The organism is Granulosicoccus antarcticus IMCC3135 (assembly GCF_002215215.1).
Classification (GTDB): Bacteria; Pseudomonadota; Gammaproteobacteria; order Granulosicoccales; family Granulosicoccaceae; genus Granulosicoccus; species Granulosicoccus antarcticus.
Genome location: NZ_CP018632.1, coordinates 5,884,212 through 5,910,315, shown reverse-complemented (window position 1 = coordinate 5,910,315; position 26,104 = coordinate 5,884,212). Strand labels below are relative to the sequence as shown.

Annotated in this window: 27 protein-coding genes and 1 pseudogene; 20 read left to right on the top strand and 8 right to left on the bottom strand. The window is 53.3% G+C overall.

Translation table 11 applies throughout. The annotated features are described in order from the left end of the window. Window positions 1–58 precede the first annotated feature (58 nt). The 10 genes from IMCC3135_RS25770 to IMCC3135_RS25725 all read left to right on the top strand — a co-directional run bounded on the left by IMCC3135_RS25770 (window position 59) and on the right by IMCC3135_RS25725 (window position 8,879). Entirely contained in the window at window positions 59–391 is a 333-nt protein-coding gene (locus IMCC3135_RS25770; protein ID WP_157736272.1) for a hypothetical protein, read from the top strand. 5 nt (window positions 392–396) lie between these two features. Next, entirely contained in the window at window positions 397–1,551 is a 1,155-nt protein-coding gene (locus tag IMCC3135_RS25765) for a TRAP transporter substrate-binding protein (RefSeq protein ID WP_088920199.1), read from the top strand. A gap of 93 nt (window positions 1,552–1,644) precedes the next feature. After that, window positions 1,645–2,160 carry a TRAP transporter small permease gene (locus IMCC3135_RS25760; RefSeq protein WP_088920198.1) on the top strand — a complete coding sequence of 172 codons (516 nt, stop codon included), beginning with the start codon at window positions 1,645–1,647 and terminating at the stop codon, window positions 2,158–2,160. Window positions 2,161–2,171: 11 nt separating this feature from the next. Beyond that, complete coding sequence (locus IMCC3135_RS25755) at window positions 2,172–3,503, top strand: TRAP transporter large permease (protein ID WP_088920197.1); 1,332 nt, start codon at window positions 2,172–2,174, stop codon at window positions 3,501–3,503. A gap of 11 nt (window positions 3,504–3,514) precedes the next feature. Then, window positions 3,515–4,816 carry a histidinol dehydrogenase gene (gene hisD, locus IMCC3135_RS25750; protein ID WP_088922078.1) on the top strand — a complete coding sequence of 434 codons (1,302 nt, stop codon included), beginning with the start codon at window positions 3,515–3,517 and terminating at the stop codon, window positions 4,814–4,816. 47 nt (window positions 4,817–4,863) lie between these two features. Next, a complete protein-coding gene (comD, locus tag IMCC3135_RS25745; protein ID WP_088920196.1) occupies window positions 4,864–5,361 on the top strand; it encodes a sulfopyruvate decarboxylase subunit alpha in 498 nt (165 codons plus the stop codon). 2 nt (window positions 5,362–5,363) lie between these two features. Then, complete coding sequence (gene comE / locus IMCC3135_RS25740; protein ID WP_088920195.1) at window positions 5,364–5,918, top strand: sulfopyruvate decarboxylase subunit beta; 555 nt, start codon at window positions 5,364–5,366, stop codon at window positions 5,916–5,918. 57 nt (window positions 5,919–5,975) lie between these two features. Further along, the gene (locus IMCC3135_RS25735) at window positions 5,976–7,100 is read left to right on the top strand and encodes an alpha-hydroxy acid oxidase (RefSeq protein WP_088920194.1); all 1,125 of its coding nucleotides are present in this window, start codon (window positions 5,976–5,978) and stop codon (window positions 7,098–7,100) included. 27 nt (window positions 7,101–7,127) lie between these two features. After that, window positions 7,128–7,880, top strand: coding sequence for an SDR family NAD(P)-dependent oxidoreductase (locus tag IMCC3135_RS25730; RefSeq protein WP_088920193.1), 753 nt, complete (start codon window positions 7,128–7,130; stop codon window positions 7,878–7,880). Window positions 7,881–7,886: 6 nt separating this feature from the next. Beyond that, the gene (locus tag IMCC3135_RS25725) at window positions 7,887–8,879 is read left to right on the top strand and encodes an alcohol dehydrogenase catalytic domain-containing protein (protein WP_088920192.1); all 993 of its coding nucleotides are present in this window, start codon (window positions 7,887–7,889) and stop codon (window positions 8,877–8,879) included. A gap of 76 nt (window positions 8,880–8,955) precedes the next feature. Here IMCC3135_RS25725 and IMCC3135_RS25720 read toward each other — a convergent pair whose 3' ends face one another. Both IMCC3135_RS25720 and IMCC3135_RS25715 read right to left on the bottom strand, forming a co-directional pair. Continuing rightward, complete coding sequence (locus IMCC3135_RS25720; protein WP_088920191.1) at window positions 8,956–9,522, bottom strand: hypothetical protein; 567 nt, start codon at window positions 9,520–9,522, stop codon at window positions 8,956–8,958. Between the two features lie 73 nt (window positions 9,523–9,595). Then, the gene (locus IMCC3135_RS25715; RefSeq protein WP_205737712.1) at window positions 9,596–10,153 is read right to left on the bottom strand and encodes a cytochrome P460 family protein; all 558 of its coding nucleotides are present in this window, start codon (window positions 10,151–10,153) and stop codon (window positions 9,596–9,598) included. 101 nt (window positions 10,154–10,254) lie between these two features. On the opposite strand from IMCC3135_RS25715, the gene IMCC3135_RS25710 reads away from it, so the two are divergent. After that, window positions 10,255–11,184 (top strand): AraC family transcriptional regulator, encoded by a 930-nt coding sequence (locus tag IMCC3135_RS25710; protein ID WP_205737711.1) that lies wholly within the window; start codon window positions 10,255–10,257, stop codon window positions 11,182–11,184. A 55-nt stretch (window positions 11,185–11,239) separates the two neighbouring features. Here the strand turns inward: IMCC3135_RS25710 and IMCC3135_RS25705 are convergent, their stop codons facing one another. After that, on the bottom strand, window positions 11,240–11,743 hold the full coding sequence (locus IMCC3135_RS25705; RefSeq protein WP_088920190.1) for a hypothetical protein: 504 nt from the start codon (window positions 11,741–11,743) through the stop codon (window positions 11,240–11,242). A 173-nt stretch (window positions 11,744–11,916) separates the two neighbouring features. On the opposite strand from IMCC3135_RS25705, the gene IMCC3135_RS25700 reads away from it, so the two are divergent. The 8 genes from IMCC3135_RS25700 to IMCC3135_RS35660 all read left to right on the top strand — a co-directional run bounded on the left by IMCC3135_RS25700 (window position 11,917) and on the right by IMCC3135_RS35660 (window position 21,621). Then, the gene (locus tag IMCC3135_RS25700; RefSeq protein WP_088920189.1) at window positions 11,917–13,509 is read left to right on the top strand and encodes an SLC13 family permease; all 1,593 of its coding nucleotides are present in this window, start codon (window positions 11,917–11,919) and stop codon (window positions 13,507–13,509) included. 167 nt (window positions 13,510–13,676) lie between these two features. Beyond that, on the top strand, window positions 13,677–14,354 hold the full coding sequence (locus tag IMCC3135_RS25695) for a VOC family protein (RefSeq protein WP_088920188.1): 678 nt from the start codon (window positions 13,677–13,679) through the stop codon (window positions 14,352–14,354). Window positions 14,355–14,398: 44 nt separating this feature from the next. Beyond that, complete coding sequence (gene pgi, locus IMCC3135_RS25690) at window positions 14,399–16,051, top strand: glucose-6-phosphate isomerase (protein WP_088920187.1); 1,653 nt, start codon at window positions 14,399–14,401, stop codon at window positions 16,049–16,051. A gap of 109 nt (window positions 16,052–16,160) precedes the next feature. Further along, entirely contained in the window at window positions 16,161–18,383 is a 2,223-nt protein-coding gene (gene parC, locus IMCC3135_RS25685; RefSeq protein WP_088922075.1) for a DNA topoisomerase IV subunit A, read from the top strand. A 104-nt stretch (window positions 18,384–18,487) separates the two neighbouring features. Further along, window positions 18,488–19,363 (top strand): protease HtpX, encoded by an 876-nt coding sequence (htpX, locus tag IMCC3135_RS25680; protein ID WP_088920186.1) that lies wholly within the window; start codon window positions 18,488–18,490, stop codon window positions 19,361–19,363. 104 nt (window positions 19,364–19,467) lie between these two features. Continuing rightward, window positions 19,468–20,034, top strand: a complete 567-nt coding sequence (gene efp, locus IMCC3135_RS25675; protein WP_088920185.1) for an elongation factor P — start codon at window positions 19,468–19,470, stop codon at window positions 20,032–20,034. A 32-nt stretch (window positions 20,035–20,066) separates the two neighbouring features. Further along, window positions 20,067–21,065 (top strand): EF-P lysine aminoacylase EpmA, encoded by a 999-nt coding sequence (gene epmA, locus IMCC3135_RS25670; RefSeq protein WP_088920184.1) that lies wholly within the window; start codon window positions 20,067–20,069, stop codon window positions 21,063–21,065. Beyond that, entirely contained in the window at window positions 21,046–21,621 is a 576-nt protein-coding gene (locus tag IMCC3135_RS35660; RefSeq protein WP_418251407.1) for a hypothetical protein, read from the top strand. The genes epmA and IMCC3135_RS35660 overlap by 20 nt, the downstream gene beginning before the upstream one ends. On the opposite strand, the pseudogene asd reads toward IMCC3135_RS35660, so the two are convergent. Both asd and IMCC3135_RS25655 read right to left on the bottom strand, forming a co-directional pair. Further along, window positions 21,553–22,191: pseudogene (gene asd, locus IMCC3135_RS25660) on the bottom strand (archaetidylserine decarboxylase); the annotation flags it as partial. The gene IMCC3135_RS35660 and the pseudogene asd overlap by 69 nt on opposite strands. Window positions 22,192–22,412: 221 nt before the next feature. After that, a complete protein-coding gene (locus IMCC3135_RS25655; RefSeq protein WP_088920182.1) occupies window positions 22,413–23,102 on the bottom strand; it encodes an SCO family protein in 690 nt (229 codons plus the stop codon). A 110-nt stretch (window positions 23,103–23,212) separates the two neighbouring features. On the opposite strand from IMCC3135_RS25655, the gene prmB reads away from it, so the two are divergent. Continuing rightward, the gene (gene prmB, locus IMCC3135_RS25650; RefSeq protein ID WP_236994657.1) at window positions 23,213–24,109 is read left to right on the top strand and encodes a 50S ribosomal protein L3 N(5)-glutamine methyltransferase; all 897 of its coding nucleotides are present in this window, start codon (window positions 23,213–23,215) and stop codon (window positions 24,107–24,109) included. Between the two features lie 13 nt (window positions 24,110–24,122). Here prmB and IMCC3135_RS25645 read toward each other — a convergent pair whose 3' ends face one another. From IMCC3135_RS25645 to IMCC3135_RS25635, 3 genes are all read right to left on the bottom strand, one after another. Continuing rightward, complete coding sequence (locus IMCC3135_RS25645; protein WP_088920180.1) at window positions 24,123–24,614, bottom strand: hypothetical protein; 492 nt, start codon at window positions 24,612–24,614, stop codon at window positions 24,123–24,125. Between the two features lie 422 nt (window positions 24,615–25,036). After that, window positions 25,037–25,666, bottom strand: a complete 630-nt coding sequence (locus tag IMCC3135_RS25640; RefSeq protein ID WP_088920179.1) for a hypothetical protein — start codon at window positions 25,664–25,666, stop codon at window positions 25,037–25,039. 100 nt (window positions 25,667–25,766) lie between these two features. Next, window positions 25,767–26,081, bottom strand: a complete 315-nt coding sequence (locus IMCC3135_RS25635) for a DUF1653 domain-containing protein (protein WP_236994656.1) — start codon at window positions 26,079–26,081, stop codon at window positions 25,767–25,769. Window positions 26,082–26,104 lie beyond the last annotated feature (23 nt).

Sequence of the window (26,104 nt, the reverse complement as noted above, 5' to 3'; positions counted from 1 at the left end):
GCTGCATGCATGCTACAGGGTCTCGGGTCGCAATTATATTATGATCAATAATTCACAAATGAAAAGAATTGTTGTAATAGATAATGTAAGCGCTTACACTGCATTTCAAGCTGAATCGGAAATTACCTCTGACAAGCTTTCCCAGGTTGTGCATCGGAGAAGACAATTGAAAAGTAGTCGGTTGATGTTGCTATTAACAGCTTGTTTTATGGCTATTTATTTTGCGGATGTGGTTGCTGGGGCTTACTGGAAAGCCGCGTTTTTATCAAATGTTGCGGCTGTCCTGGCACTTGTTCTTGCGAGTGTGTGTTTCACCTTTGCCATCGTTGAATTAGAACGCCGCGAGAAGGCGAATTCAGCAAAAAACAAACTTTCAGACACCTTGGAGTAGAGCCAATGTTCGATATCAAAACCGAAACAGAAAAGGCCTCAGCAGAACGACGTAATTTCCTGAAGCTGACAGGATCGGGCGCGTTTACAGCTGCCATGGTGCTGGGAGCCGCAGGCATGCTGTCTTCAGAAGCCGCAGTTGCACAAACGGCGAAAGAGGAGAAGTCACGCGAGTCTGAAGCTGATCACACCATGATCATTGCCTCGGCTTATGTGTTGGGGGCCTCTCGCAGTTATCCGATCATGCAACTGGATTTGAAAGAAAATATTCAGAACGTCACCCAAGGCAAGGTTTACGTGAAACTGGCACCCGGAGGCCAGTTGGGCACCGGTGATGCACTGGTACAAAAAGTTCAGGGCGGTACCATTCAGGCAGCGCAACATTCACTATCCAACTTTGCACCCTTTGCGCCTGCCGTTGATCTGATCAACCTGCCTTATTTCTGTGGCTCTAATCAGCGGTTTGCCAATCTGGTCAGCTCCGCAGCATGGAAAGATCAGATTCACCCCGGAGTAGAAGCAAAGGGTTTCAAGATTCTCTATTACGCGGTCATTGATCCACGCGTCGTTGCACTTCGCAAAGGTGGTGCGGGTCCCGTACTGACGCCTGGTGATATGGAAGGCATTAAATTTCGTGTCCCTGGCTCGCAAATGCTGCAGCAGTACTACAAGATGGTCGGTGCCAATCCGACGCCTATCTCATGGGGTGAAACACCGTCTGCCATCAAGCAAGGTGTTGCCGATGCACTTGACCCTTCTGTAGGTGCGTTGTTCGTATTCGGGTTCAAGGATATCTTGAGTCATGTCACTTTCACGCAGGCAGTACCTGATGGTCAGGTGTTCTCCTGCAACCTGGAATGGTTCAACTCTCTGCCCGCTGATGTTCAAGCCGGAATCGAGTTTGCCTCAGAAATCACCACTCAGCAGAACCTGGCCAAAGTACCGGCCGCACGTGCTTACGCAATGGCAGAGCTGATCAAATCCGGTGTTCAATTCCATTCTCTGAACGAGGAACAACTAGCCGAGTGGAAAGCGGCGGGTGGCTATCAGCGTAGTGAGTGGGATCAGTTCAAGACTGAGCTTGCCGGCTCAATGGATGTGTTCAGTCAGCTGGAAGAGAGCGCAGGAACCCTGGGGCGTTACTACGTTCACGACGCCTGATTCAATTTGTTCATGAAGGGGCCGGATTGATTCGGTACGGAGTCGGGTTGCGCACTGCAATCCCGGCACTTTGCGAGCAGGTAGAGGATTCAAATGAGACGGTTATTGCGTGAGCTGAACCAGAATGCCGAGCGCTGGGCATTGCTGGTCTTTTATACCTTGCTGGTGTCGACGATGACTATCGAGGTTTTACGTCGAGAAATATTTTCTTACTCGTCGATCTGGGGCGAAGAGATAGTGCGTTATTCATTCATCTATCTGGCATGGATTGGAGCCGCGGCTGCCGTCAAGGAGCGAGCTCATATTCGGATTGATGTGCTGTACCACTATGTCGGACCAAGAACCAAAGCCTTGCTCTATATGTTGGGTGATGTGGTGATGCTGGTCATCGCGGCATTGGCACTCTACTGGTCCTTCGAGACCGTGGCTGTGAGTTGGAAGTTCGGGTCGGTAACGCACGGCCTGCGTGTGTCTAAAGTCTGGTTTCTGATGGCCGTGCCAATAGGCTTCAGCCTCGTCGTCTTTCGACTATTGCAATCCTTACGCCGAGACATGGGAGATCTGCTGGCAGGCAGACCTGTGTTCGAAGGCAACAAGATGTTTGATTGAGAGACAACAACATGCTTTGGCAAAATCTTCAAAATCAAGCGGTTGAACTGAGCTGGTCCTTCTACGGTCCGGTGTTGATCTTCGTTCTTTTCTGCGCGCTGGGAATACCTGTCTGGGCAGCCATTGGCGCTTGTGCGGTCGGTATGCTGGTGTTATCGGATGTTCTTCCGATGTCACTATTGGGTGAATCACTTTTCGAAGGCATAGATGCCTTTGCATTAACGGCTATCCCGCTGTTCATTCTGACGGGTGATGCCCTTGTGCGAACCGGGCTTAGTCGCAAATTCCTCGACGTGGCAGAGGCATTGACCTGCTGGGCGAAGGGCGGATTCGGTTCTGCGACGGTTCTGGTGTGCGGGATGTTTTCTGCTATTTCCGGGTCTGATGCCGCAGGTGCCGCAGCCGTGGGACGCATGACGATCGACCGCCTGGTTGAGAGTGGTTATCCACGTCCTTATGCCTGTGCACTGGTTGCAGCGGGTGCCTGTACCGGAATTCTGATTCCGCCCTCCATCGCCTATATTGTCATTGGTCTGGTTCTCGGCATATCAGCATCGACCTTGTTCCAGGCGGCACTGATCCCAGGCATTCTGGTGTTGCTGTCCATTCTTGTAACCAATATCGTCATGAACAGACGCTACGCCTACGAGGGTGGTGGCTTGATGAGTTTTGGAGAATGGTTCACCAATTTCATGAAAGCCATCAAGGGCGGTTGGTATGCCTTTCTGGTGCCGGGCATTATTTTCTACGGCATCTTCTCGGGTCGCTTGACTCCGACGGAGGCGGGCGCCACGGCAGTAACTGTCACCATCATCTTGGGATTCATTCTGGGTACCTTGAAGCTATCCGACTTTCCATCGATGCTGATTGGTTCGGCAAAAGTTAACGGAGTCATTCTGCCTATCGTGGCGTTCTCGCTGCCGTTGGCGCAGACACTGGCTGCCATGGGTGTGCCGCAGGGGTTTGTATTTGCGGTAACGTCGATTACCGACAATCCGTATCTGCTGATTCTACTGATGATTTTCATCTTGATCGCGGCAGGTTGTGTCATGGAGACCACGCCCAATATCGTCATACTCGCGCCCATACTCATGCCGCTGGCCAACGAAATCGGCATGAACGAAATTCAGTTCTGCATCATGATGATTACCTCCCTGGGAGTCGGCTTCATTACACCGCCTCTGGGGTTAAATCTGTTTGTGGTATCTGGCCTGACCGGCGAGTCCATTCTGAAAATTGCTGTCAGGGCCGTACCGTTCGTCTTTTTCATGCTTCTGGTGGTATTGCTGATTGCCTTCGTGCCATGGGTTTCCACTGTTTTTTTAAGTGATATATACGGATAGGATTAATGACGATGACCAGGAAATATCTCAAGAAAGCCACAAAGACCGCAACCAGCGATGCCACCGATGTCGGCGAGACGGTGCGGACGATACTCTCCGACATCGAAGCCGGTGGCGATGAGGCGGCCTTGCGTTATGCCGAAAAGTTCGACCGCTATGAGGGCAACGTTCTACTCACTGAAGAGGAGATAGCGGCGGCTAGCGATGCGGTGCCTCAACAACTGAAAGAGGACATCATCTTTGCTCATGATAATGTTCGCCGGTTTGCCGAAGTGCAAAAGCAGACCATGCAGAACGTGGAGCTGGAAGTTGTGCCAGGGTTTACTCTCGGACAGAAGGTCATTCCATGTCGTGCGGTTGGCTGCTATGTACCTGGGGGTCGGTATAGTCATATTGCCAGTGCCATCATGACGGTCACAACGGCCAAGGTCGCTGGTTGTGATCATATTGTGGCCTGCTCGCCGCCACGACCCGGTGTGGGAATTGCCCCTGCCATCATCTTTGCTGCCAATCTGTGTGGTGCTGACAAGATACTGGCCATGGGCGGCGTGCAGGGGGTTGCCGCGATGACATTCGGTCTGTTTGGATTGCCCAAGGCCGATATTCTGGTTGGTCCCGGGAACCAGTTCGTGGCCGAAGCCAAGCGTATTCTGTATGGCCGTGTCGGTATCGACATGATTGCAGGCCCTACGGATAGTCTCATTCTGGCAGACGGTACCGCGGATCCATTTATCGTCGCCACCGATCTGGTCAGTCAGGCAGAGCACGGTTACAACTCGCCGGTCTGGCTGGTGACATCCGACGAAGCTCTGGCTGAGAAAGTCATGCAAATGGTTCCCGACTTGATTGCTGATCTGCCTGAAACCAACAGGCTGAGTGCCGAGGCGGCATGGCGTGATTATGCAGAAGTGATTGTCTGTGATGATCGTGAAGAGATGGCAGCAACCTCTGATGACTACGCGCCCGAGCATCTGACCGTGCAGGCAGAAGATCTGCCATGGTGGCTTGAGCGTCTGCAATGCTACGGCTCCTTGTTTCTGGGTGAGGAAACCACGGTGTCGTTCGGTGACAAGGCGTCGGGAACCAATCACGTTCTGCCAACATCACGCTCAGCCAAATACACAGGCGGCCTGTCTGTTCACAAGTACATGAAAGTGGTTACCTGGCAGCAGGCTACCCGAGACGGTTCCAAGTCCGTGGCTGGGGCCACCGCCAGAATCTCACGGCTCGAAGGTATGGAGGGACACGCGCGTTCGGCTGATGTTCGCCTCAAGAAATATTTCCCCGATGAAACGTTTGATCTGTCGCTCTGAGCGAGTTTCAACGCCAACCTGTTTAATAAACTGAAGGAGTATCAGCAGTGTCAGTAAATGAAAAAATCGTGTCTGACCTTGTCGCCAATGGCGTCAATTTTGTCACCACCGTCCCTTGCAAGCAGCTTGCTGGCGTCATTGAAGCTATCGATGCCAATGAGTCCATCTATCACATCCCTTCGAACAAGGAAGACGAAGGCATGGGCTTGTGCGCCGGTGCCTTCATGGGCGGTAAACGTCCAGCCATCATCATGCAGAACACGGCAATCGGCGTCACCATTAATACACTGGTGACACTGACTCAGTACTACAGAATGCCTTTGCCCATGATCATCAGCTATCGCGGCGAACTGGGTGAGCCGGTTGCCTGCCAGGTAGAGATGGCTGTGCATACCAAAGCCTTGTTGAACCAGCTTCTTATTCCGACCTATCACTTTCACAAGGAAGATGATGTCAACGAGCTGGATGCCATTCTGAAACATTCATTCATGTGCAACAAGCCGGTTGCCATTCTGACCGACGCTACTTTCTGGAAGGGGTACTGATCATGATTCGCTCTGAGATATTGCGCGATATAGCTCCAGTCATATCGGAACACCTGGTGGTTTGCAACATCGGCCTGCCTAGTCAGGAGCTGCACTCGATTGATGATCAGCCCACTAATTTTTATATGCTCGGCACAATGGGCCTGTCCTCGTCCATCGGACTGGGTCTGGCATTGGCACAGGACAAGAAGGTCATCTCCATTGATGGTGATGGCTCGGTGCTGACCAACTTCGGAACCTTGCCTACGATTGCCAACAATGTTGCTGACAACTACATCCTGTTGATCATCGACAATGGCAGTTATGGCTCAACAGGGGATCAGCCTACCTACGCTGGCAAGAAGACATCGTTGACAGCGGTGGCACTTGCCTGTGGCTGCGAGAATGTCATTGAGTGCAAAGCTGAGGAAACCAGAGAAGTGCTGCAGACGGCACTGGCTAGCAACAAGATGACTATCATTGTGTCGAAGTGCGAATCCGGCAATATCAAGATTCCGGTCATCACCATGGATCCGGTAGAAATTCGTAGCCGCTTCATGAAAGCCGTTCAGGCATAACGTCTTTTTGTTCTAACGGGCCATACAGGCAGAGTCGATACAGGAGTTGATCTCGTGATGTTTTCCAGGCAGATACATTCGTGTGAGGATGCACGCAGACTTGCAAAAAGGCGTCTGCCCTGGATGGTCTTTGATTATATGGATGGCGCGGCGGGTGAAGGTTACGGAGAATCGCAGAACCGTCAGGTGATGCGGGATATTCGGCTGCAACCCGCCGTGTTGGTCAATGTCGAACACCGCTCTCTGGATGTGCGTGTGTTTGATCATGAATCCAGGCGTCCTTTTGGTGTCAGTCCCATGGGGATGTGCAATTTGTCTACACCAGGGGCTGACTTGATGCTGGCCCGTCAGGCTGCACGCTATTGTTCACCCGTAGGTGTCTCGACGGTGGCCTCAACGCCATTGGAGAAAATGATTGAAGTGGCCGAGGGGCATGCCTGGTTTCAGTTCTATTTCAGTGGTGATGGACGGGTGGTCAATACCTTGATTGACCGGGCGGCTGCGGCAGGTTACAGAACGCTGGTTGTCACTCTGGATGTTGCAGAAGTGGGTCGTCGGCCGAGAGAGCTGCAACGAGGCTTCAAGATGCCCTTCCGCATCGGCGTTCCTCAGTTCATTGATTTTGCCCTGCACCCCAGCTGGTCGTTATCAACGCTGGTCAACGGTCGACCGGAGATGGCCAACTTTGGTGGAGAGCATGGCACGTTCGACCGGACAGAGACCCGGGCGCGAGCAGACTGGAGTGATCTGGACAGAATCAGAGATCAGTGGAAGGGCAACCTGGTCGTGAAAGGTGTGCTGAATGTGGCGGATGCGGTGCGTCTGAAAGCAGCTGGTGTGGACGCCATTCAGGTTTCCAGTCATGGTGGCCGGCAACTGGATAGTGCGCCTTATCCGATATTGGCTTTGCGAGATATTCGCGCGGCTGTGGGTCCGGAATTTCCCTTGTTCTTCGATTCGGGTATTCGTTCTGGCGAGGATGTATTGAAAGCCTATGCCATGGGGGCCGACTTTGTCTTGCTCGGGCGCTCCATGTTGTACGCACTGGCGGCCGGAAAACAGCAGGGCATGGAGAGAATGTGGGATGTTTTCTCCGATGAAACCAGTATTGCCATGGCACAGCTTGGAATGGACTCATTGGTAAATCGTCCTGAGGCGATGGTTCCATGGATATTGAAATGACACTCTATACAACAGGCAGTTACTACTATGGTTGAGCTAACTGGTAAGGTCGCTCTGGTGACCGGCGCCACTTCCGGAATAGGGCGGCAACAGGCACTTGCGTTGTCAAAAGCGGGAGCGAAGGTTGTTGTTCTGGGGCGACGTGCAGAGCAGCTGGAGGAGACGGTGGCCTGCGTTCGCAAGGCTGGAGGTGAGGTCAGCGCGTTGCAAGGTGCGCTGGCGATGGATGACAATCTGGCCAATATTGCAAGTCAGGCCGCAGAGTTTTACGGCGATATCGACATTCTGTTCAATACGGCCGGTGTGAACCTGAGACAGCATGCCGATGATGTGACGATGGATTCGTGGAAGACGACACTGGATCTGAATCTGGCTGTACCGTTTTTTCTTGCACAGCAATTGGTACCGGGTATGCGTAAAAAAGGCTGGGGCCGCATTGTCAATATCGCCTCATTACAGTCCACTCGAGCATTTGCCAATGGCATCGCCTATGGGGCTTCAAAGGGCGGGATCAGTCAGCTGACTCGTGCCATGGCGGAGGCCTGGTCGGCTGATGGCATCAACTGTAATGCTATTGCGCCCGGTTTTTTCCCCACCGAGCTGACGGCTCGTCTGTTCGAGGATGAGGCAACGACTCAGCGTTTGGCTGACAGTACAGCGATTGGCCGAAACGGCAAACTGGACGATCTGGATGGTGTGACAGTCTTTCTCGCATCCAGTGCGTCTGACTATATAACCGGCCAGACCATCTCAGTTGATGGTGGCTTCACAGCGAGGTGATCAACCATGAAAGCACTTGTTTATACCGCCACTCAAGAACTGCAATATCGTGATGAACCCGATCCGGTAGCTGCTGAACAGGAAGTCACAGTCAAGGTTGAAGCCAGTGGTATCTGTGGTTCGGATATGCACGCCTACCATGGTCATGATGAGCGACGTATTCCGCCTTTGATACTGGGGCACGAGGCGGCCGGTATCGTGATGGACGGTCGATATGCCGGACAGCGTATGGTGATAAACCCGTTGGTCACCTGTGGCTTGTGCGCGGATTGTCATGCCGGCAGAAGTAATCTATGTCCGTCGCGTGAGATTATCGGTATGCGCCATGCAGGAGCGTTTGCGCAATATGTGACGATTGCCGAGAAAAATCTCATTGCCATTCCGGATGGACTGGACATGATCCACGCCAGCCTCATGGAGCCGGCTGCGGTGTCCTTGCACAGCATTGTCCTGGCAGAAAAAGTCATGCATCGTCCATTGAGCGAATGCTCGGCACTGGTGATCGGTGGTGGTGCCATCGGTTTGCTGGCAGCCCTGTTTCTGGCGCAGAAGGGGACGGCTCGCATCATGTTGTCGGAGACCTCTGCCAGTCGTCGGAGCACCGTCGAGAAGGTGGGCTGTTGCGATGTTTTTGATCCGCTGGGTAGCTCATTGCCCGAGGCGGCAGGATTTGATCTGGTGGTGGATGCCGTTGGTTCAGGAGCGACTCGCAGAGATGCGTCACGTTACGCACGCCAAGGCGGAGTCATCACGCATATAGGTTTGCAGGATAACGAGCCGGGGCTCGATATTCGGCGGCTGACACTGCAGGAGATAACCTTCATTGGCAACTACACCTACACACACACAGATCTGCAGGCATCACTTGACGCTATTGCCAGAGGTGCATTGGGCTCGCTGGATTGGGTCGAGGCACGCCCATTGTCCGAAGGGGCGCAAGCCTTCAAGGATATTCATACGAGCTCGACTGAAGCGCCCAAGATAGTCTTGCTGCCTTGAATTCCGGGTAGAGTCAAAACCTAATCCGGTCAAGTCCACCACTCGGCCAGTTGTGATCTGGCCGAGTCGTCTATCTTTAGAACCAGGAATAGCCTATCGAGACTCGCAGGCTTGTCAGTTCGTAGTCGATATCGTCTGCATAACTGTTGCGATCGGACACGTTCATGTGCGTCAGACTGCCCTCAAGATGCAGGTTCTTTGTGAAGGCATAGCCGCCCCCGAGCAACATACCGAAACCGGTGGCGGTTTCGTAGATATAATTATTTCTGGGTTGGTCTTTCTCGGTGTACATCGCATAGCCGGGTCCTGCGAACAAATAGGCGCTGGGGCCATGGTCGCTGAAGTAGAACGTGGCACCGGGACCCACTAATCCGTAGGCCGCATCGTCTCCCCATTGAAAGTCGTACAGGCCGTAAATCGTGAGCTTTTCGCTGATTCCTGCACCAACCATCAGACGAAACTGAACACCTGATTCAGAGGCAGATTGGCTGGGGGAGCCGGTGGGCTGAATATCCAGCTCTGTGCTGTGGAACCCACCCGCGATTCCCATCATGAATCCTTTTCGATTTCCGTCGAATCCGAAGACGGACGTGCAGGAGGCGATGAGTGTTGTCGCAAGAACGAGCTGTTTGATACAACGCATTGAAGTGCTTTCCTTGGCAGTTTGCGTGGGTGTATCGTAGCCGAGTTTAGCGGGCGGGTGTGTCCTCTATGAACTACTTGGGCAACAGGGTTGGGTAGGCTTCTGTGTAAAGCCAGTCATTGTCTTTAGCAGGGGTGTGGCATCCCAGGCAATCAACCTTGTAATCAGTGGCAGCGTTCTTGGCAGGCTCATCGACGGTGAACAGTGCCCAGCCCCAGCCTTCACCCCAGACAGGATTGCTTTCGAAACGACCGGTTGAGTCCTTGACCATCACAAACCATTGCTTCAGATCTGTTGCATAGCCCACCCCTTCACCGGTGGTGTAAGGGCCTGTCACATGAGCGCGTAGCTCTTTGACGAGCGTGGCGCCATCGGGAAATTTGCCAGTTTCGCGGTACGCTAGTGCAGATTCTTTCTCGGTGTAGACGTCATGAAAACCGCTGGCTCCGCCTTCAGGCACGAACCATGAACCCAGGTGAACCATGTTGATTCGAAAATCGTCGGGTAACGAAATGTTGCCTTCGCTGTCAACATTGGCTGAGAATTCTTCCTGAGCGGCAGTTGTTGTCATCTGACTTCCCAACAATACGGCTGCAGCCATGCCCAGCCAGGCTTTATGCATCTTCTTCATCGTTAACTCTCCGTACCTGTGATTGATTGAGTGAGTCTGAATTCACGCTCAAATGATAGGGGAGCCGTCCTGTTAGCCCGGTAACCGAAAGGATCAGTAAAGTGCCCGAGAGTCTCAACGAAGAAGCAAACTTTGATGTTCTTGCGGATGTGCTGGATACCATGCGCCTGCGGGGCACGATATTCTTCCGCTCAGAGCTGGCAGCACCTTGGGGGATGAAGCTTGAGCCTACAGGTGCGCCGCGCTTTCACATTTCTCTGTCGGGTGACTGTGTCGTGTGTGCCAATCAGGGCGAACACCTCAGCGTCAACGAGATGGATATCGTGATGCTGCCCAACGGCAAGGAGCACTGGATCGCAGATCTGCCTGGGCGAGCATTGATTGAAAGCAGGCAGGCGGGGGAGGCTTGCGAGCTGGGCACACCGTTGTTTCAGGAAGGGGAGATCACCAATCGCCTGATGTGCGGTGTGGTTCAGTTTGATACTGAAATGGCGCATCCCATACTCGATACCTTCCCGGATGTATTGCATCTGAGTGGTATTAATCACAGTGAATCGATCTGGATGACGGTTATGTCGATCGATGCGGAGATGGCAAGGTCAGGAGGTCGTGGTGGACGTATCGTCGACAAGCTGACTGAGATCCTGACGCTGCAACTCTTGAGTCGATACATTACTGAGCATAAGGAGGCGACAGGATTTCTTGCAGCCCTGGGCGATCGTCGTGTCTTGCATGCACTGACGCTCATACATCGAGAGCCTGCGCATGACTGGTCTCTGACATCCCTGGGAGAGCAAAGCGGCATGTCACGTGCCACATTGATCCGTCAATTTGAAGCCTCAGTCGGGCTTTCACCCATCGCTTATCTGACGAACTGGCGTCTGGTGAAAGCCTACAACCTGGTCAAGTATTCCAACGAGACATTGGAGCAGGTGGCAGAGGCTGTCGGGTTTGGATCTGCGCGGACGTTGAGCAAGGCGTTTCAGCGACGTTATGGAAGAACGCCTAGTGGGTTGCGGCGGGAGAAGTGATGTTTGCTTTTTCTGAAGTGATTTCAGGTTGCATTGCTTTTACGATTGAGAGCCGCTATCCAAACAAACGATAAAACAGCCCATCAATACAATCTACTTTGTCGAATTTCCGTTTCGAGAGCACTCGAATATTCGCTCGCTCTTTCTTAAGCCCTGTACTATCGCCCTTTGTGTGTTTAGCCACACGGGCTTCCAATAGCCCTGTCAGTGGCATGTTTGGATCAGAGCCGTACCAAAGGAAGCTCTCAAAAGCAAGAGTGTTTTTATCGAATATTATCCAGATTACGCAACCAGCAGGCTTCTCAGAAAGACGAAAATTTATGTTCTGTTTCGAGGTCTTGCTGTTTCGGAATGATGCTTTCAGTTGAATATGGCGAATGACGGAGCCTACTTCCATCAGGACGTCGTAGCCAGCATTGTCGACTTCAGGCTTTGAAACTTCCAGCATGCAGTCATGTTTTATCCATGACAATTTCAGCATTTCACTGATGAACAAATGCTCAATCAATTTCTCACGATAAGAGGAGTTGACTGAGTGTTGAGCGTTAGATGTTGCCATCGCAGAGAATTCCATTTTTCTTCGATTAATGTTGTCACATCTGCGGGTATTGGGCAGAGTTTACTAACGTCGCTAAGGCATCACCTATCCAAAATATTCTTTCCTGACGCTCTTAATCGTTGCTTGCCTGCGGGCGCCAACTTACAATACAAGGTCATTCAGAGGGAAAGAAAATGTCCGACAATCATCGTCAGCAGGGAGAGTTCGATGAGTACACCGATACGGCTGCCCCCAGTCAGCGTTCAGCGCAACTGATCTGGGGATTGCGTTTTGCCGGACTTGCCGGGGCTTTTGCCATCTGGCTGGCTATGGGCAATTCCGAAGGCTTGTCACCCGATGCAAGATGGGTCGCCACCATCGCCACGCTCATGGCAATCTGGTGGATGACAGAGGCCATTCCACTGGCTGTCACCTCGCTGCTGCCTATCGTGTTGATACCCATGTTAACGGCGCGAACGGTGAGTGAAGCAACGTCACCTTACGCCAGTTCCATCGTGTTTCTATTCCTCGGTGGCTTTCTGATTGCCATCGCCATGGAGAAGTGGAACTTGCATCGACGTGTTGCACTACTGACTCTGCGCAAGGTGGGTATTGAACCGACGCGCATCGTGCTGGGAATGATGCTCGCAACCGGATTTCTGTCCATGTGGGTATCCAATACGGCAACTACCTTGATGATGCTGCCAATTGGCTTGTCAGTACTGGCTCTGGTTTCTGAGCGCTCTGGGAAGAGTGGGGCAGCACCTGCAGCGCCACACAAGCCGGGTCACGTCGATCTCAATCCTGATGAGAACATTCAGAAATTCGGTATCTGTCTGGTATTGGCTATCGCCTGGTCGGCCTCAATGGGCGGGCTGGGAACCTTGTTGGGTAGTCCACCGAACGCTATCGTTGCTGGCTACGCTGCTGATGAGCTGGGTCGCAATATCGGTTTTCTCGAGTGGATGATGCTGGGTACGCCTTTGGCGCTTGTCTTTATCCTCATTGGTTGGGTGCTCATGACGCGGGTGCTGTATCGCTTCAAGCTGGATGAAATACCCGGCGGCAAGCAGATGATCCAAGACGAGATCGACAAGCTCGGGCCCCTCAGTCAGGGCGAAAAAATGGTGATGATCGTGTTTGCCTCAGCCGCTTTTCTCTGGGTGGTGCCCGGGATTCTGGTGAGCCTTCCCGGTATTGGTGAAAGCCTCGGCTGGTTTGGACAGATGAATGACACGGCCATAGCGATTAGCGCTGGTATTGCCATGTTTGTTCTTCCCGGTCGTGGTCGTCAGGACATGGTATTGAACTGGAAGGATGCCGAGGATGGTCTGCCCTGGGGGGTATTGCTGTTGTTCGGTGGTGGTCTGAGTCTGGCCAGTGCCGTAGCAGCGAGTGGGTTAGATGGCTGGTTTGGCTCTCAGGTGAGTGGCTTGGGTACATTGCCTGCCGTGTTGCTCGTTGCAGCCGTTGTCTCCATCATCCTGTTCCTGACAGAGGTGACCAGTAACACCGCCACGGCGGCAACCTTCATTCCTGTGCTGGGTGGGGTCGCTGTGGGAATCGGAGCTGATCCCATGAGTTTGCTCATTCCGGCAGCGTTCGCAGCTACCTGTGCTTTCATGCTGCCCGTTGGTACGCCGCCAAACGCGATTGTGTTTGGATCAGGGGCTGTGACGATTACGCAGATGGCGCGTGGTGGTTTTGTCCTGAATCTGGTGGGTATCGCCTTGATTACCGGATTCTGTTATTTCCTCGGTGGTATGGCTCTCGGTTTGAAATACTAATCCGCTAAGCGACAGACAGTATTCCAGTTACGCACAGTCCCGATGCCGATAGGCGTCGGGAACTTTAACCAACCGTTTCAACAGGGTATCTCCCGGTCGAGGCTACAACGTCTTGAGGGTATACTGTCGGCTCGCCTCGTTCCGTTTGCCCAAAGCCGGCTATTGCCATGAATCCATCCAATCCTGACCGCTGTAGGCTCGATCACCTGGTGATCTGTGCCCGTGATCTGGCTCAGGGCGTGGAGTGGTTCGGTGATCTGAGCGGCGTACAGCTGCCAATAGGTGGTCAGCATCCACTGATGGCCACCCATAATCATCTGACAGCCTTGTCGGATGACAGTTTTCTGGAAGTGATCGCAATTGATCCAGATGCGCCAGCCCCAGCATTCAGTGCCGGACAGCAGCGTTGGTTTTCGCTTGATAATGGTGCGCATCAGGCGCAGCTTGAGATCGCTCCGCGGCTTACTACCTGGGTGGTCGCCACACGTAATCTGGATGCCGCACTGGCCGCGCTTCGCAAGCTTGGTCTGAATCCGGGCGAGCCGGTAGAGCAGACTCGCGGCGATATGCGCTGGCGATTGAGCTTGCAGAACGATGGCTCGCTTGCTTGTGACGGTGTATTTCCTATCCTTATTGAATGGCCGGAAGGCGTCAACCCGGTGTCACGCATGCAGGACCAGAATGTTCGTCTCGAGGCTCTTCATCTGAGCCATCCCGATTTCGAGCGTATCGAGGCGGGTCTGCGAATATTGGGTATTGCTGAACTGGCAACCATTGAAGAGGGGACTGCGTCGATTCGTGCCGACTTTTCGGTGGGTAACCAATCATTCAGTGTAAATTCCTGACATTACCTGTTTTGTAACCAACTTTATGAAGGCGGTACATTCTCATGACTGATCCAGTAGATACGAAGGCCTGGAAGGCTCTGACGGCGCACCACGCAGCGGTCAGCAGCACCACGCTGCGCGATTTGTTTTCCGCTGATGACACACGCTTCGATACTTTTCAATTGAAGGCTGCGGGTCTGTTTCTGGATTATTCCAAAAACCATATCACTAGTGAGACGGTTGATTTGCTGCTGCAGCTGGCAGAAGAATCGAATGTCAAAAGGCACTTTGAGCGCATGTTCACGGGCGATATCGTCAACCCGACTGAAGGACGTCCTTCCCTGCACACTGCCTTGCGCAATCGTGGGCCGGAACCTGTGATGGTCGAAGGCCGCGATGTCATGCCGGATGTCAAGGCAGTTCTGGAGCGGCTCCGTGTTTTCTCTGAACGTGTCAGAGAGGGCAGTTGGACAGGCTTTACCGGCAAAGCTATCACCGATGTGGTCAATATCGGTATCGGTGGCTCCGATCTGGGTCCTCTGATGGCGGTTGAAGCACTCGCACCCTTTGCCCATGAGCGGCTGACGCTGCATTTTGTATCCAATGTGGATGGCTCTCATCTGCATTCCACTCTCAAGAAGATCAACCCTGAAACGACCCTTTTCATTGTGGCTTCCAAGACGTTCAGCACTCAGGAAACCCTGACGAATGCGCATTCAGCGCGACGCTGGTTTCTGGACAGTGCCGCCGGCGAAGAGGATGTGACGAAGCACTTTGTCGCTCTGTCCACCAATGCGGATGCTGTCAGTGCCTTCGGCATCGATACGCAAAACATGTTCGGTTTCTGGGACTGGGTCGGTGGACGTTACTCTCTGTGGTCGGCCATCGGTCTGCCAGTGATTCTGTCCATCGGCATGGATCGCTTCGAGCAATTTCTGCAAGGCGCGTACGATATGGACAACCATGCGCGTACCGCCCCGTTGAGTGAAAACATGCCGGTAATGCTGGCTCTGCTGACCGTCTGGTACAACAATTTCTGGCAAGCACATAGCCATCTGATTGCTCCTTATGACCAATACCTGCATCGATTTCCAGCCTATCTGCAGCAATTGACCATGGAAAGCAACGGTAAGTCGGTTCATGTGGACGGCTCACCGGTGCAAAGCGCAACTGGCCCCGTTGTCTGGGGGGAGCCGGGCACCAATGGTCAGCACGCCTATTTCCAGTTACTGCACCAGGGAACCCATATGATTCCTGCCGACTTCATCATGGCCATTGAAAGCCTGAATCCCATGGGCATTCATCAGGACCTGTTGATGGCCAACTGTTTTGCTCAGTCAGAGGCATTGATGATGGGCAAAAACAAGGAAGAGCTGGCGACAGAGATGCGAGCGGCAGGTGCCAGTGACGAAGAAATTGAAAGGCTCTCTGGACATCGCACTTTTGCCGGCAATCGACCCAGCAATACCTTGCTGGTACAACAAGTGACGCCACATGCCCTGGGTGCTCTGATCGCGCTGTACGAACACAAGGTGTTTGTTGAAGCTGCCATCTGGGACATCAATCCGTTTGATCAGTGGGGTGTGGAGCTGGGCAAACAGCTGGCCAAATCCATACATGCACAAATAGACAAGGCACAAACGGTGACAAGCCATGATGCGTCCACTAATGGTCTGATCAATCGCGCCTTGAAGTTCAAGAACGTTCTCGCCTGAACCGATACCTGATAACCGCTGACTCATGGCACAGAAGAAAAAGATAACCGGCACCAGACGCGCGTCGAGCAAACGTAGCAGCAGTGTGGCGGCAGCTCCGATTGTGGAGATGGTAGAAGAGCTCCCGCTGAGCACTTTCACCGAGAAGGCCTACCTCGATTATTCGATGTACGTCATTCTCGATAGAGCACTGCCGCATATTGGCGATGGTCTCAAGCCGGTTCAGCGACGCATTATCTATGCGATGTCTGAGTTGGGACTCTCGGCAGTATCCAAACACAAGAAATCCGCCAGAACGGTGGGTGATGTGTTGGGTAAGTTTCATCCGCACGGCGACAGTGCCTGCTATGAGGCCATGGTATTGATGGCACAGCCGTTCACCTATCGCTATACGCTGGTTGACGGGCAGGGTAACTGGGGGTCTCAGGATGATCCCAAATCGTTTGCGGCCATGCGCTATACCGAATCGCGACTCGCGAAATTCTCCAAGACTCTGCTGCAGGAGCTGGGGCAGGGAACGGTCGAGTTCACCCCCAATTTTGACGGCACTCTGACCGAGCCTTCTTTGCTGCCATCGCGACTCCCGCATATTTTGCTCAACAGCACGACGGGCATTGCGGTAGGTATGGCAACCGACATTCCGTCGCATAACCTGACGGAAATCGGTCGTGCCTGCATCCATTTGCTGGATAAGCCGAAAGCGACTCTCGACGATATTCTGCAATATATCGAAGGTCCGGATTTTGCGAGTTCGGCTGAGATCATCTCTTCGCCCGAAGATATCCGTTCCATGTATGAAACCGGACATGGCAGCCTGCGAGCGCGTGCCATCTACGAGGTTGAAGGCAGCGACATCATCGTCACCGCTCTGCCTTATCAGGTCTCTGGTTCCAAGATTCTGGAACAGATTGCGCAGCACATGAATGCCAAAAAGCTACCCATGGTGGAAGATCTGCGTGACGAGTCAGATCATGAAAACCCGACGCGTCTGGTTATCACGCCACGCAGTAATCGGGTTGACACCGACAGTCTCATGCAACATCTGTTCGCCACGACTGACCTGGAACGTACCTATCGGGTCAATATGAACATGATCGGGCTCAATGGCCGGCCACAGGTCAAGTCTCTGGTGAGCATTTTGAGCGAGTGGCTGACGTTCCGTGTTGAGACGGTACGCAAGCGACTGCAGTGGCGTTTGAGCAAGGTCGAAAAACGTCTGCACTTACTCGAAGGTCTGATGATCGCCTACCTCAATATCGACGAGGTTATTGCCATCATCCGGAATAACGAGGAGCCCAAGCCGGTACTGATGGAGCGTTTTGGCATCAGTGACGAGCAGGCAGAAGCGATCCTCGAATTGAAATTGCGGCATCTAGCGCAACTGGAAGAGATGAAGATCCGCGGCGAGCAGGATGCGCTGGAGAAGGAGCGCGACAAGCTGCAGTCAATTCTGGGCTCCGAGCGTCGCATGAAGACACTGGTTAAAAACGAACTGCAGGAAGATATCGATACCTATGGCGATGAGCGGCGTTCACCGATTGTGCAGCGTGATCCTGCCCAGGCCATCTCCGAGGCTGATCTGATTCCCAGCGAACCGGTCACTGTTGTCCTGTCGGAGCGTGGCTGGGTGCGTGCCGGCAAGGGGCTCGAGCTGGATCCGCTGGCTTTGAATTACAAGGCGGGTGACAGTTTTCAAAGTGCGGCACGCGGGCGTTCCAACCGCAATGCCATGTTTCTGGATTCCACGGGACGGGTCTATTGTGTACCAGCGCATGGTTTTCCGTCTGCGCGTGGTCTGGGCGAACCGATCAGTGGTCGCTTGAAGCCACCTGATGGTGCAAAATTTCTGAGTGTGATCATGGGTGACGATGATGATCGATACCTGTTTTCCAGCACCGCTGGTTATGGATTTGTCGCTCGTCTGGGTGATTTGTTCAGTCGCAACAAGGCTGGTAAAAGTATTCTCAGTTTGCCTGCAGGTGCCGCAGTCTTGCCGGCGGCGGCTGTGAGTTCGCTGGTCGATGACAAGGTCTGTGCCATCAGTAATACGGGCAGTCTGCTCAGCTTTCCGGTCGGTGAACTGCCGGAAATGGCAAAGGGTAAGGGCAACAAGATATACAACATCCCCGGACCCAAGTTCAAGACAGGTGAGGAGTCGATGCTGGCACTGGTTGTCGTGGCACCGACGCAGAAACTGCGTATCACCAGTGGCAAGCGACATACGGTCATCAAGTTTCGCGAGCTGGAGGAATATACCGGTGTGCGTGGACAGCGTGGTCGCAAATTGCCGCGCGGATTCCAGAAAGTGGATGCGGTTGAAGTAGAAAGCTGAACCCGGTACTGAGACAGGTGAGCGAATGATCGCTCACTTGTACTGGCCGCTGATGGCCCCAATTTGTCTGCAGTGTTTTGGCAACTTCCTGGAGGAAGATCCCCGTGAATCGGATTTTGCTGTTTCTGGCGACCAACATGGCCGTCATGGTCGTGTTTTCCATCATCACATCGTTATTCGGCCTGGACCGGGCGATTGGTCAGAGTACGACCTCGCTGGTTATCTACGCGGCCTGTTTCGGTTTTGTCGGCTCATTCATCTCACTGGCGATGAGCAAGTCCTCGGCTATTCGTTCCATGAATGTGCAGCTGATCGAGCAACCGACCAACGAAACTGAGCGCTGGCTGGTGCAGACGGTGCACGCCCAGGCGAAAGAGGCCGGTATTGGCGAGCCCGATGTGGGTATCTTTCAGCAATCATCCCCCAATGCGTTTGCCACAGGCTGGAACAAGAACAATGCACTGGTCGCGGTCAGTAGTGGCCTGCTGCAGAACATGTCTCGTGAGGAGGTTGAGGCTGTTCTGGGTCATGAAATAGCTCATGTGTATAACGGCGATATGGTCACCATGGGGCTGCTTCAGGGTGTTCTGAACACGTTTGTCATCGTGTTCTCGCGCATTCTGGGAGGTATGATCGATAACGCGTTACGCGGCAATCGCAGTGGTGGAGGCGGTGGTTACGGTATGGGTTTTTTCCTGGGCAATATCATCGGTAATGTCGTCTTCGGATTCCTTGCAAGCATGATTGCTGCCTGGTTCTCACGACAACGTGAATTTCGGGCCGATGCCGGTGGTGCGAAACTGGCGGGTCGACAGAACATGATCGGCGCCCTGGAAGCACTGAAACGAGGCACAACACAGAATTCAGCCCTGCCTGAAAAGTTACAGGCTTTTGGAATCACCGGCGGGCATCTGGCTAAATATCTCTCTACTCATCCACCGCTGGATGTACGAATAGCCCGTTTGCGAGCTGAAGCCTGATTTAGCAGGCTTACAACAGGTGTCACAGTGATTACCGTGCACCGCCGCAGATGGCTATAATGGCCCACAGATAAGCATTCAGCATTACTTTCAACGAGAACTACATGGCGAACTACGGCACCAACGATTTCAAGGGCGGACTCAAGATCATGCTCGACGGCGATCCGCACAGCATCGTCAGTAACGAGTTCGTCAAACCGGGCAAGGGACAGGCATTCACCCGTACTCGAGTCCGTAACCTGAAGACGGGTCGCGTTGTCGAGCGCACGTTCAAAGGTGGGGAGTCTTTTGAGGCTGCTGATGTCATGGATACTCCCATGCAGTTCCTGTATGCCGATGGTGAGCACTACCATTTCATGAACCCTGAGACTTTCGAGCAACTGGCCGCCGACAAGACTGCGGTAGGTGATGCTTACCTGTGGCTGATGGATGAGGCCATGTGTGAAGTCACTCTCTACAATGGTCAGCCAATGGCTGTGACTCCGCCTAACTTCGTCGAAATGGTCATCAAGGAAACTGATCCGGGTCTGCGTGGCGACACGGCTACCGGTGGTACCAAGCCTGCGCATATGGAAACTGGCGCCACGGTCAAGGTACCTTTGTTCATCGAAGAAGGTGAAAAAATCAAGATTGATACTCGCAGTGGCGAGTATGTTTCGCGCGTAAAGTAACAGCTACAATCCGGCTACCAGGGCGTTATCGCATGAATTGGCGCCCGGGGGCCAGCTTGTCCAGCCTGCGCGAAGCAGCATTGTTACGTCGCAGCATCCATGCATGGATGGAACTGCAAGGTGTACTGGAAGTCCAGACGCCAGCCTTGTCTGGCGCAGCGGCTACGGATCCTCATGTTTTGAGTATCCGTACCGACTCTGGCCGTTTTTTGCATACTTCGCCTGAATTTCCGATGAAGCGTTTGCTCGCAGCTCATGCTTGTGAAATTGCCGAATCTGGCAGCCTGGAGAGGCAACCTGACCTGTACCAGATCGCCACGGTGTTCCGCGCCGAGGAAAGCGGTCGGTTCCACAACACAGAGTTCACTCTGCTGGAGTGGTATCGGGTTGGAATGGATCATGTCGAGCTGATGGCTGATTTGGAAACCTTGCTACAGTCTGTATGGCAGGCCTTTGGCAAGTCATGGCCAGGCGTGCAGAGTCGCCGTTATGGTGAAGAGGTGCACCGTTTGCTGGGTGTCTGGCCTGAGCAGATGACAAGTACCGATACTATTGCAGACTATTTCGCCGCAGCTGATCGAAGCTACCCTGAAGCGATTGCAACGGATGTGGATGCGGCACTGGATCTGTTCATGGATGAGTTTGTATTGCCTGAATTTGCTCCGGATGCCTTCACGTTACTGGTTGATTATCCCGCCTCGCAATCGGCATTGGCCCGTCTGGGACAGGATGATCAAGGGCGCGAGGTGGCACAACGTTTCGAACTGTATTTCGGGCAGGTTGAGCTTGCCAATGGTTTTCATGAATTGAGCGATGCCGCTACACAGAGAGTACGCTTCGAGTCAGATTTGCTCAAGCGCGAGCGCCTGGGTGTGGCATCGGTGCCTGTGGATGAGCATCTGCTGGATGCTTTGAGCGCCGGATTACCGGATTGCGCAGGAATCGCTCTGGGTCTGGAGCGATTACACATGGTGCTGGCTCAGCACGAACATATCCGTGAGGTATTGAGTTTTGACGATCAGCGAGCCTGATGTTCTTCGCATTCGCGATGTCGGTTGGCCTTGTCTGGAGGCGCTACTGAATCCTGCCGGATTGAGTATCAGTCAGGTTGATGAGGGCTGTGCCATCCCCGGCAGTCATTGGGGAGACGAGGAGGCGGGTCTCATTCAGCATGCCTTGTATGCCCGCCTGGATACACCCGTGCACTCGGTATTGCATGAAGCCGGGCATTGGTTATTGATGAGTGAGGCACGACGCGCTGCCTTGCATACCGATGCCAAAGGCAGCGCCGTCGAAGAGATGGCGGTCTGTTATCTACAAATCCTGATGGGAGATCTGGTGCCTGATATGGGCTGGCAGCGCATGTGCCAGGATATGGATCGCTGGGGCTATTCTTTTCGCCTGGGCAACACCAGAGCCTGGTTGCAAGATGATGCCGATGACGCCCTAGACTACCTCGCCCAGAAGTTGTCCCATACGCACGGAATCCCCGGCTTGCAGATCCGTGCCCCAGGCGGCGGGGTTCTCCAGCAGGACGATGATGGTGGAACCCATGTTGAAACGACCCATCTCGGCACCACGAGCTAGTTGCACCTCTGGGCCATTTGCCGGGTAATCGATATGGCTGATGCCTTTTTGCTGTGGCGGTGTGACGAGCCCATGCCAGATGGTTTCGATAGCGGCAACGTTCATGGCCCCTACCAGCACCAGCGCCATCAGGCCGTGATCGGTCTCGAATTGTGCGATGACGCGCTCATTGCGTGCGAACAGATCAGGCAGGGTTTTTACGGTATGCGGCCCTACACTGAATAGTCGGCCTGGTACGTAGGTCTGACGAATCAGACGCCCGGTAAGCGGCATGTGCAGTCGGTGATAATCCTTGGGTGATAGATAGATGGTTGAAAAACGACCGTTGCCCAGACGCTCTGTCGCCGCACCATCACCACCGAGCAATGACAGCAAAGAATAGTCTCGCCCTTTGGCCTGAAATACGCGGGCCTCATTGATATTGCCGACGGCTGAGATTCTGCCATCGGCCGGTGATGCAATAGCATTCTGAGCCGAAGCAATGGGACGAGCTTCAGGCTTCAGAGCGCGGGTAAAGAACTCGTTGAACGTACGATAGCTGGCAAGATCAGGCTCTACCGCATCATTCATCTCGACATCGAATGCGCTGGCAAATTTTCGGATGACCTTTGGCGTCAGAGACGACTCCTGCCGTGTCAACCAGTAGATGGCTCTGGTTAGCAGGTGCTGGGGTAGCGGGTACAGGGCATAGGTCTTGAGGTAGTCAATCAGGCTGGCGTCTTTTTGAGGCATCCGATATCAGTGATCCGTGTTGTTGAAAAGCGCTATTGGTGTAAGGATAGATGCACCGTTCAGCTGGGTGCCGAAGTAATGGCCAGGTAGTCCGAAATGATGTTTTGTACGTCCAGAGGGGGAGACACCTTCGCTCGCAGGCGTCGCTGTGGATCGATCAGCAGCAGCGATGCGGTGTGATCGACGGTATATTCCGCCGAGTCGTCCTTGTCTACGGTAAAAGAGGCCACGATACCCAGAGAACTGGTCATCTCGTGAACTTTGTTGAGATCCCCTGTGATGCCGATAAAGCTTTCATCAAAATAGGCAATGTATTCCTTCATCACTTCACTGGTATCTCTGACAGGATCAACCGATACGAATACGATTTGAGGGGCCTCTTTGCCTTGCTCTTCCAGCTGGCTGACAACGGTTTTCATGAGTTGCAGCGTAATCGGGCAGACATCAGGACAATGAGTGAAGCCAAAGAACATCAGACTCCACTTGTCTTCCAGTGCAGCTTGAGTGATTGGCTCGCCATTGACATCCTGAAGTTCAAATTCAGGAACCGTTCTGAAATCCAGTGGCAGGGCCAATGAGGTTTTCAGTGTTTCCTGCAACGCGACCAATTGTTCCGAGTCGCCCGAACTGACTGCGTTACCAGTGTCACCATCGCTTTGGGTCTGACTGAATACGAAAATGCCTGCTGCCAGCGCAACAGCGCCAATAAGAAGGAAGGGCAGAGCCTTGCCAGATTGTCTTTTGAGCATGAAATTACGGTCTCAGACTCTCTTTGAAGAGTCGATAAGGGGTTTGTAGATTGATCCACGTATTATACTGTCTGGCTGTTGTCAGAAATCACTGACTCGAGGGAATTGCTGTGGTCTTGCTGTCTGACAATGAATACACGATAGAAGTTGCCATACGCCGTGCGGCGCAGGCATTTGAGGACAATGACCTGCACTATGGTCATGGAACCGAAACGGCTCTGGATGAGGCAAGCTGGTTAGTCCTGCATGCACTTGGCTTGTCGCCGGCCATAGAGCCTGATTACACACAGAAGCTCACAGCGGCGCAGATTGCTGACTGCAACAGTTTGCTGGAACGACGCATTGCGGAACGCATACCGGCGGCCTATCTGACAGGCCAGGGCTGGTTCGCCGGCAGAGCCTATCTATCCGACAAGCGCGCTCTGGTGCCGCGCTCACCGATGGCAGAATTCATTGCGGACGATTTTTACGGTGCTCTGGACGGCATCGACTCACCGCGCATTCTGGATCTGTGTACCGGCGGCGGTTGTATCGCCATTGCCTGTGCATACGCACGCACGGACGCCATTGTTGATGCGAGCGACCTGTCGGCTGATGCCCTGGCGCTGGCTGCACAGAATGTGGAGCTCCATGAAATGCAGGATCGGGTAGAGCTGCTGGAAGGCTCCTTGTTCGAGCCTGTGAGCAATCGCTACTCACTGATCATTTCCAACCCACCGTACGTGGATGCCGCTGACATTGCGGCCATGGCATCCGAGTTCTCGCACGAACCCATGATGGGGCTGGAAGCCGGTGACGATGGTCTGGATCTGGTTCGGATCATGCTCAGAGACGCTGCTGACTACCTGGAGCCGAAGGGCGTTCTGGTGGTTGAGGTGGGTAACAGTGGCGAAGCTCTGGAGGCTGCGTTTCCGTCGCTGGAATTTGCCTGGCTAGAGTTCGCCAATGGTGGCTACGGCGTGTTTATGCTGACAAGAGAAGAGCTGCTGGCTGGCAACATCAAGTGATTGCCAGGGAATATCAGAGTATGTTCAGTTTGTATTGGAAGAACAGCACCGCATTGTTTTTCTGGTCGGCATAATCAATAGCTGGTGAACCGCTGATGTTCAGGACCGAGCGCTTGCTTATCTTGATTTCCACTGCTGGAAAGGGCAGCAGCTTGGTCTCTGGTTCAGCGTTCTTCTTGTATTGCTTGTGCACGACGGTGGCGCCCAGGAGCAATCGAACCTTGCTGTAGACCATGGGCTTTGAGGCATAGACGAGTCCACCGTAATAGGACTGGTAGCCAAAGCTGTCGGACAAGGTGCCTGCATGCCAGCCGATTTTGCTGCTGGGCGAATATTCCCAGCCAACGCCCGGAGTGAAGGCATTGCGATCGTCGAAGTTTTCGAAATGCCAAGACAGCGTGCTCAACACCAGAAAGCTGTTGTCTGCTTTGGCAGTGGCGCTGCCCAGCATCAGTGTGAGGGTGATGATAACTGCTGATATGTACGTGAAAATCTTCGTTTTCATTGGTCGTATCCCCGAGTTCTTTGCTGATCTGAAGCCAGCTTTAAAGAGTTGCCGTTGATCTGTGTCAACAACATGCCGCGAACTCTACTGGGACGCTAAGCAATGTGCAAATGGCAAAGGGGATACCTGAATAGTCTTCTAAATCATGGGTTTACAAGTTTTCCATGGGCGTCATTAAATTGTCGTAGACGCGATGAGTACCGTAAGTGGTTGTTAATGAAGGATTTTGTGACGCACGGGAGCGCCGTTCTTGCTGTGTTGAAAGCGAGAACCCGTTCTTGTTAAATGAGTGGGCCGTGAAAGCTCTGTGAGCCGGCTCTCAGTAGAGCCGCTTGTAGCCCCTGGTGAAAAGGCGAAAGGCGCAGAGCAGGGGCGAGTCAGTGGGGCTGGCCGGTCCCGGATCGATCAGGTGTTTCTGAGAATTACTGCTGAACTGCGGTCAATGAGATACTGGCGGATTCATCCAGCTGGGTAATGATGGTTGAAAACATGTTCTCGGCAAAGTCATCCCACTCCTGGCTATTACGGTTGCTCTCGTTGTCAGGCATGGATACCCGTATTTTCACCAGCGTGCCTTTGTATTCAGTCTGGTAGACCAAGGTCATGGAGGCAAGGTTCTGACGCAGATAAGTGGCCTGAACCCGGGCAACCGTACGTACGCCATAGGCCTGAGTGCCGGCATTGACCACATTGAAGTTGGCATAATGTCCCTGACGAGCAGCTTCGCCGATGGCCTGGATGGTGGCGCGGGTCGAGCCCAGTACCAGCTGGTCATGAGCAAGCTCAATGTTTTCATCGGCTACCGGGTAGATGTAGACATCGGCAATACGGCGTTTGGGCAGATTCGCATAGCGAACCGAATAGCCCCCGGAGCTGTCCTGGAAATATTTGTAGCCCTGCAAATCGAACGATTGCAGGGTGTCCGGCAACACCTCGATCAGCGCAGGCTCCTGGAGTGGCGCAGCTTCTGACTCTGCGGGCGTGACGGTCGCGCATGCACTGGAAAAGAGCATGGAGGCGAACAGGAGAGTAAAGAGACGGACTGGTAGCATGGAGGCGATTCACATCACAGGACTACCAGGCAAATTCGCAAGATCTGCGCCGCTGCCGTGTCGAACGGGGGTATCTTCAGGTGTTCAGCGTCGTATTCTGTTAACCAGTTTCAATAACGGATGACAGACTGTTCGCATTTTTCTCGACTAGTTCAAATCGTATAGTGGGTTTTTCAGCCCTCGAAGCATGGTTTGAATCATCTGAATTTACCGTGACGGGTTCCAGCCACAGTGACAGAGGCCTTAGCCAGAAGCCGCGCTCTGCATACAATGCCTGATAGACCACCAGCCATTCTTCAGTCTCGGAGTGGCGTGCCATTCCCAGTACCTGATATTGTGAGCCCTTGTAATGTCTGTAGATGCCGGGTACAGGGGCATTCGCTGGTGCCAGTGATTTTTCAGGTTCCATTTTCATTACAAGTTGACCGCTGTTCAATT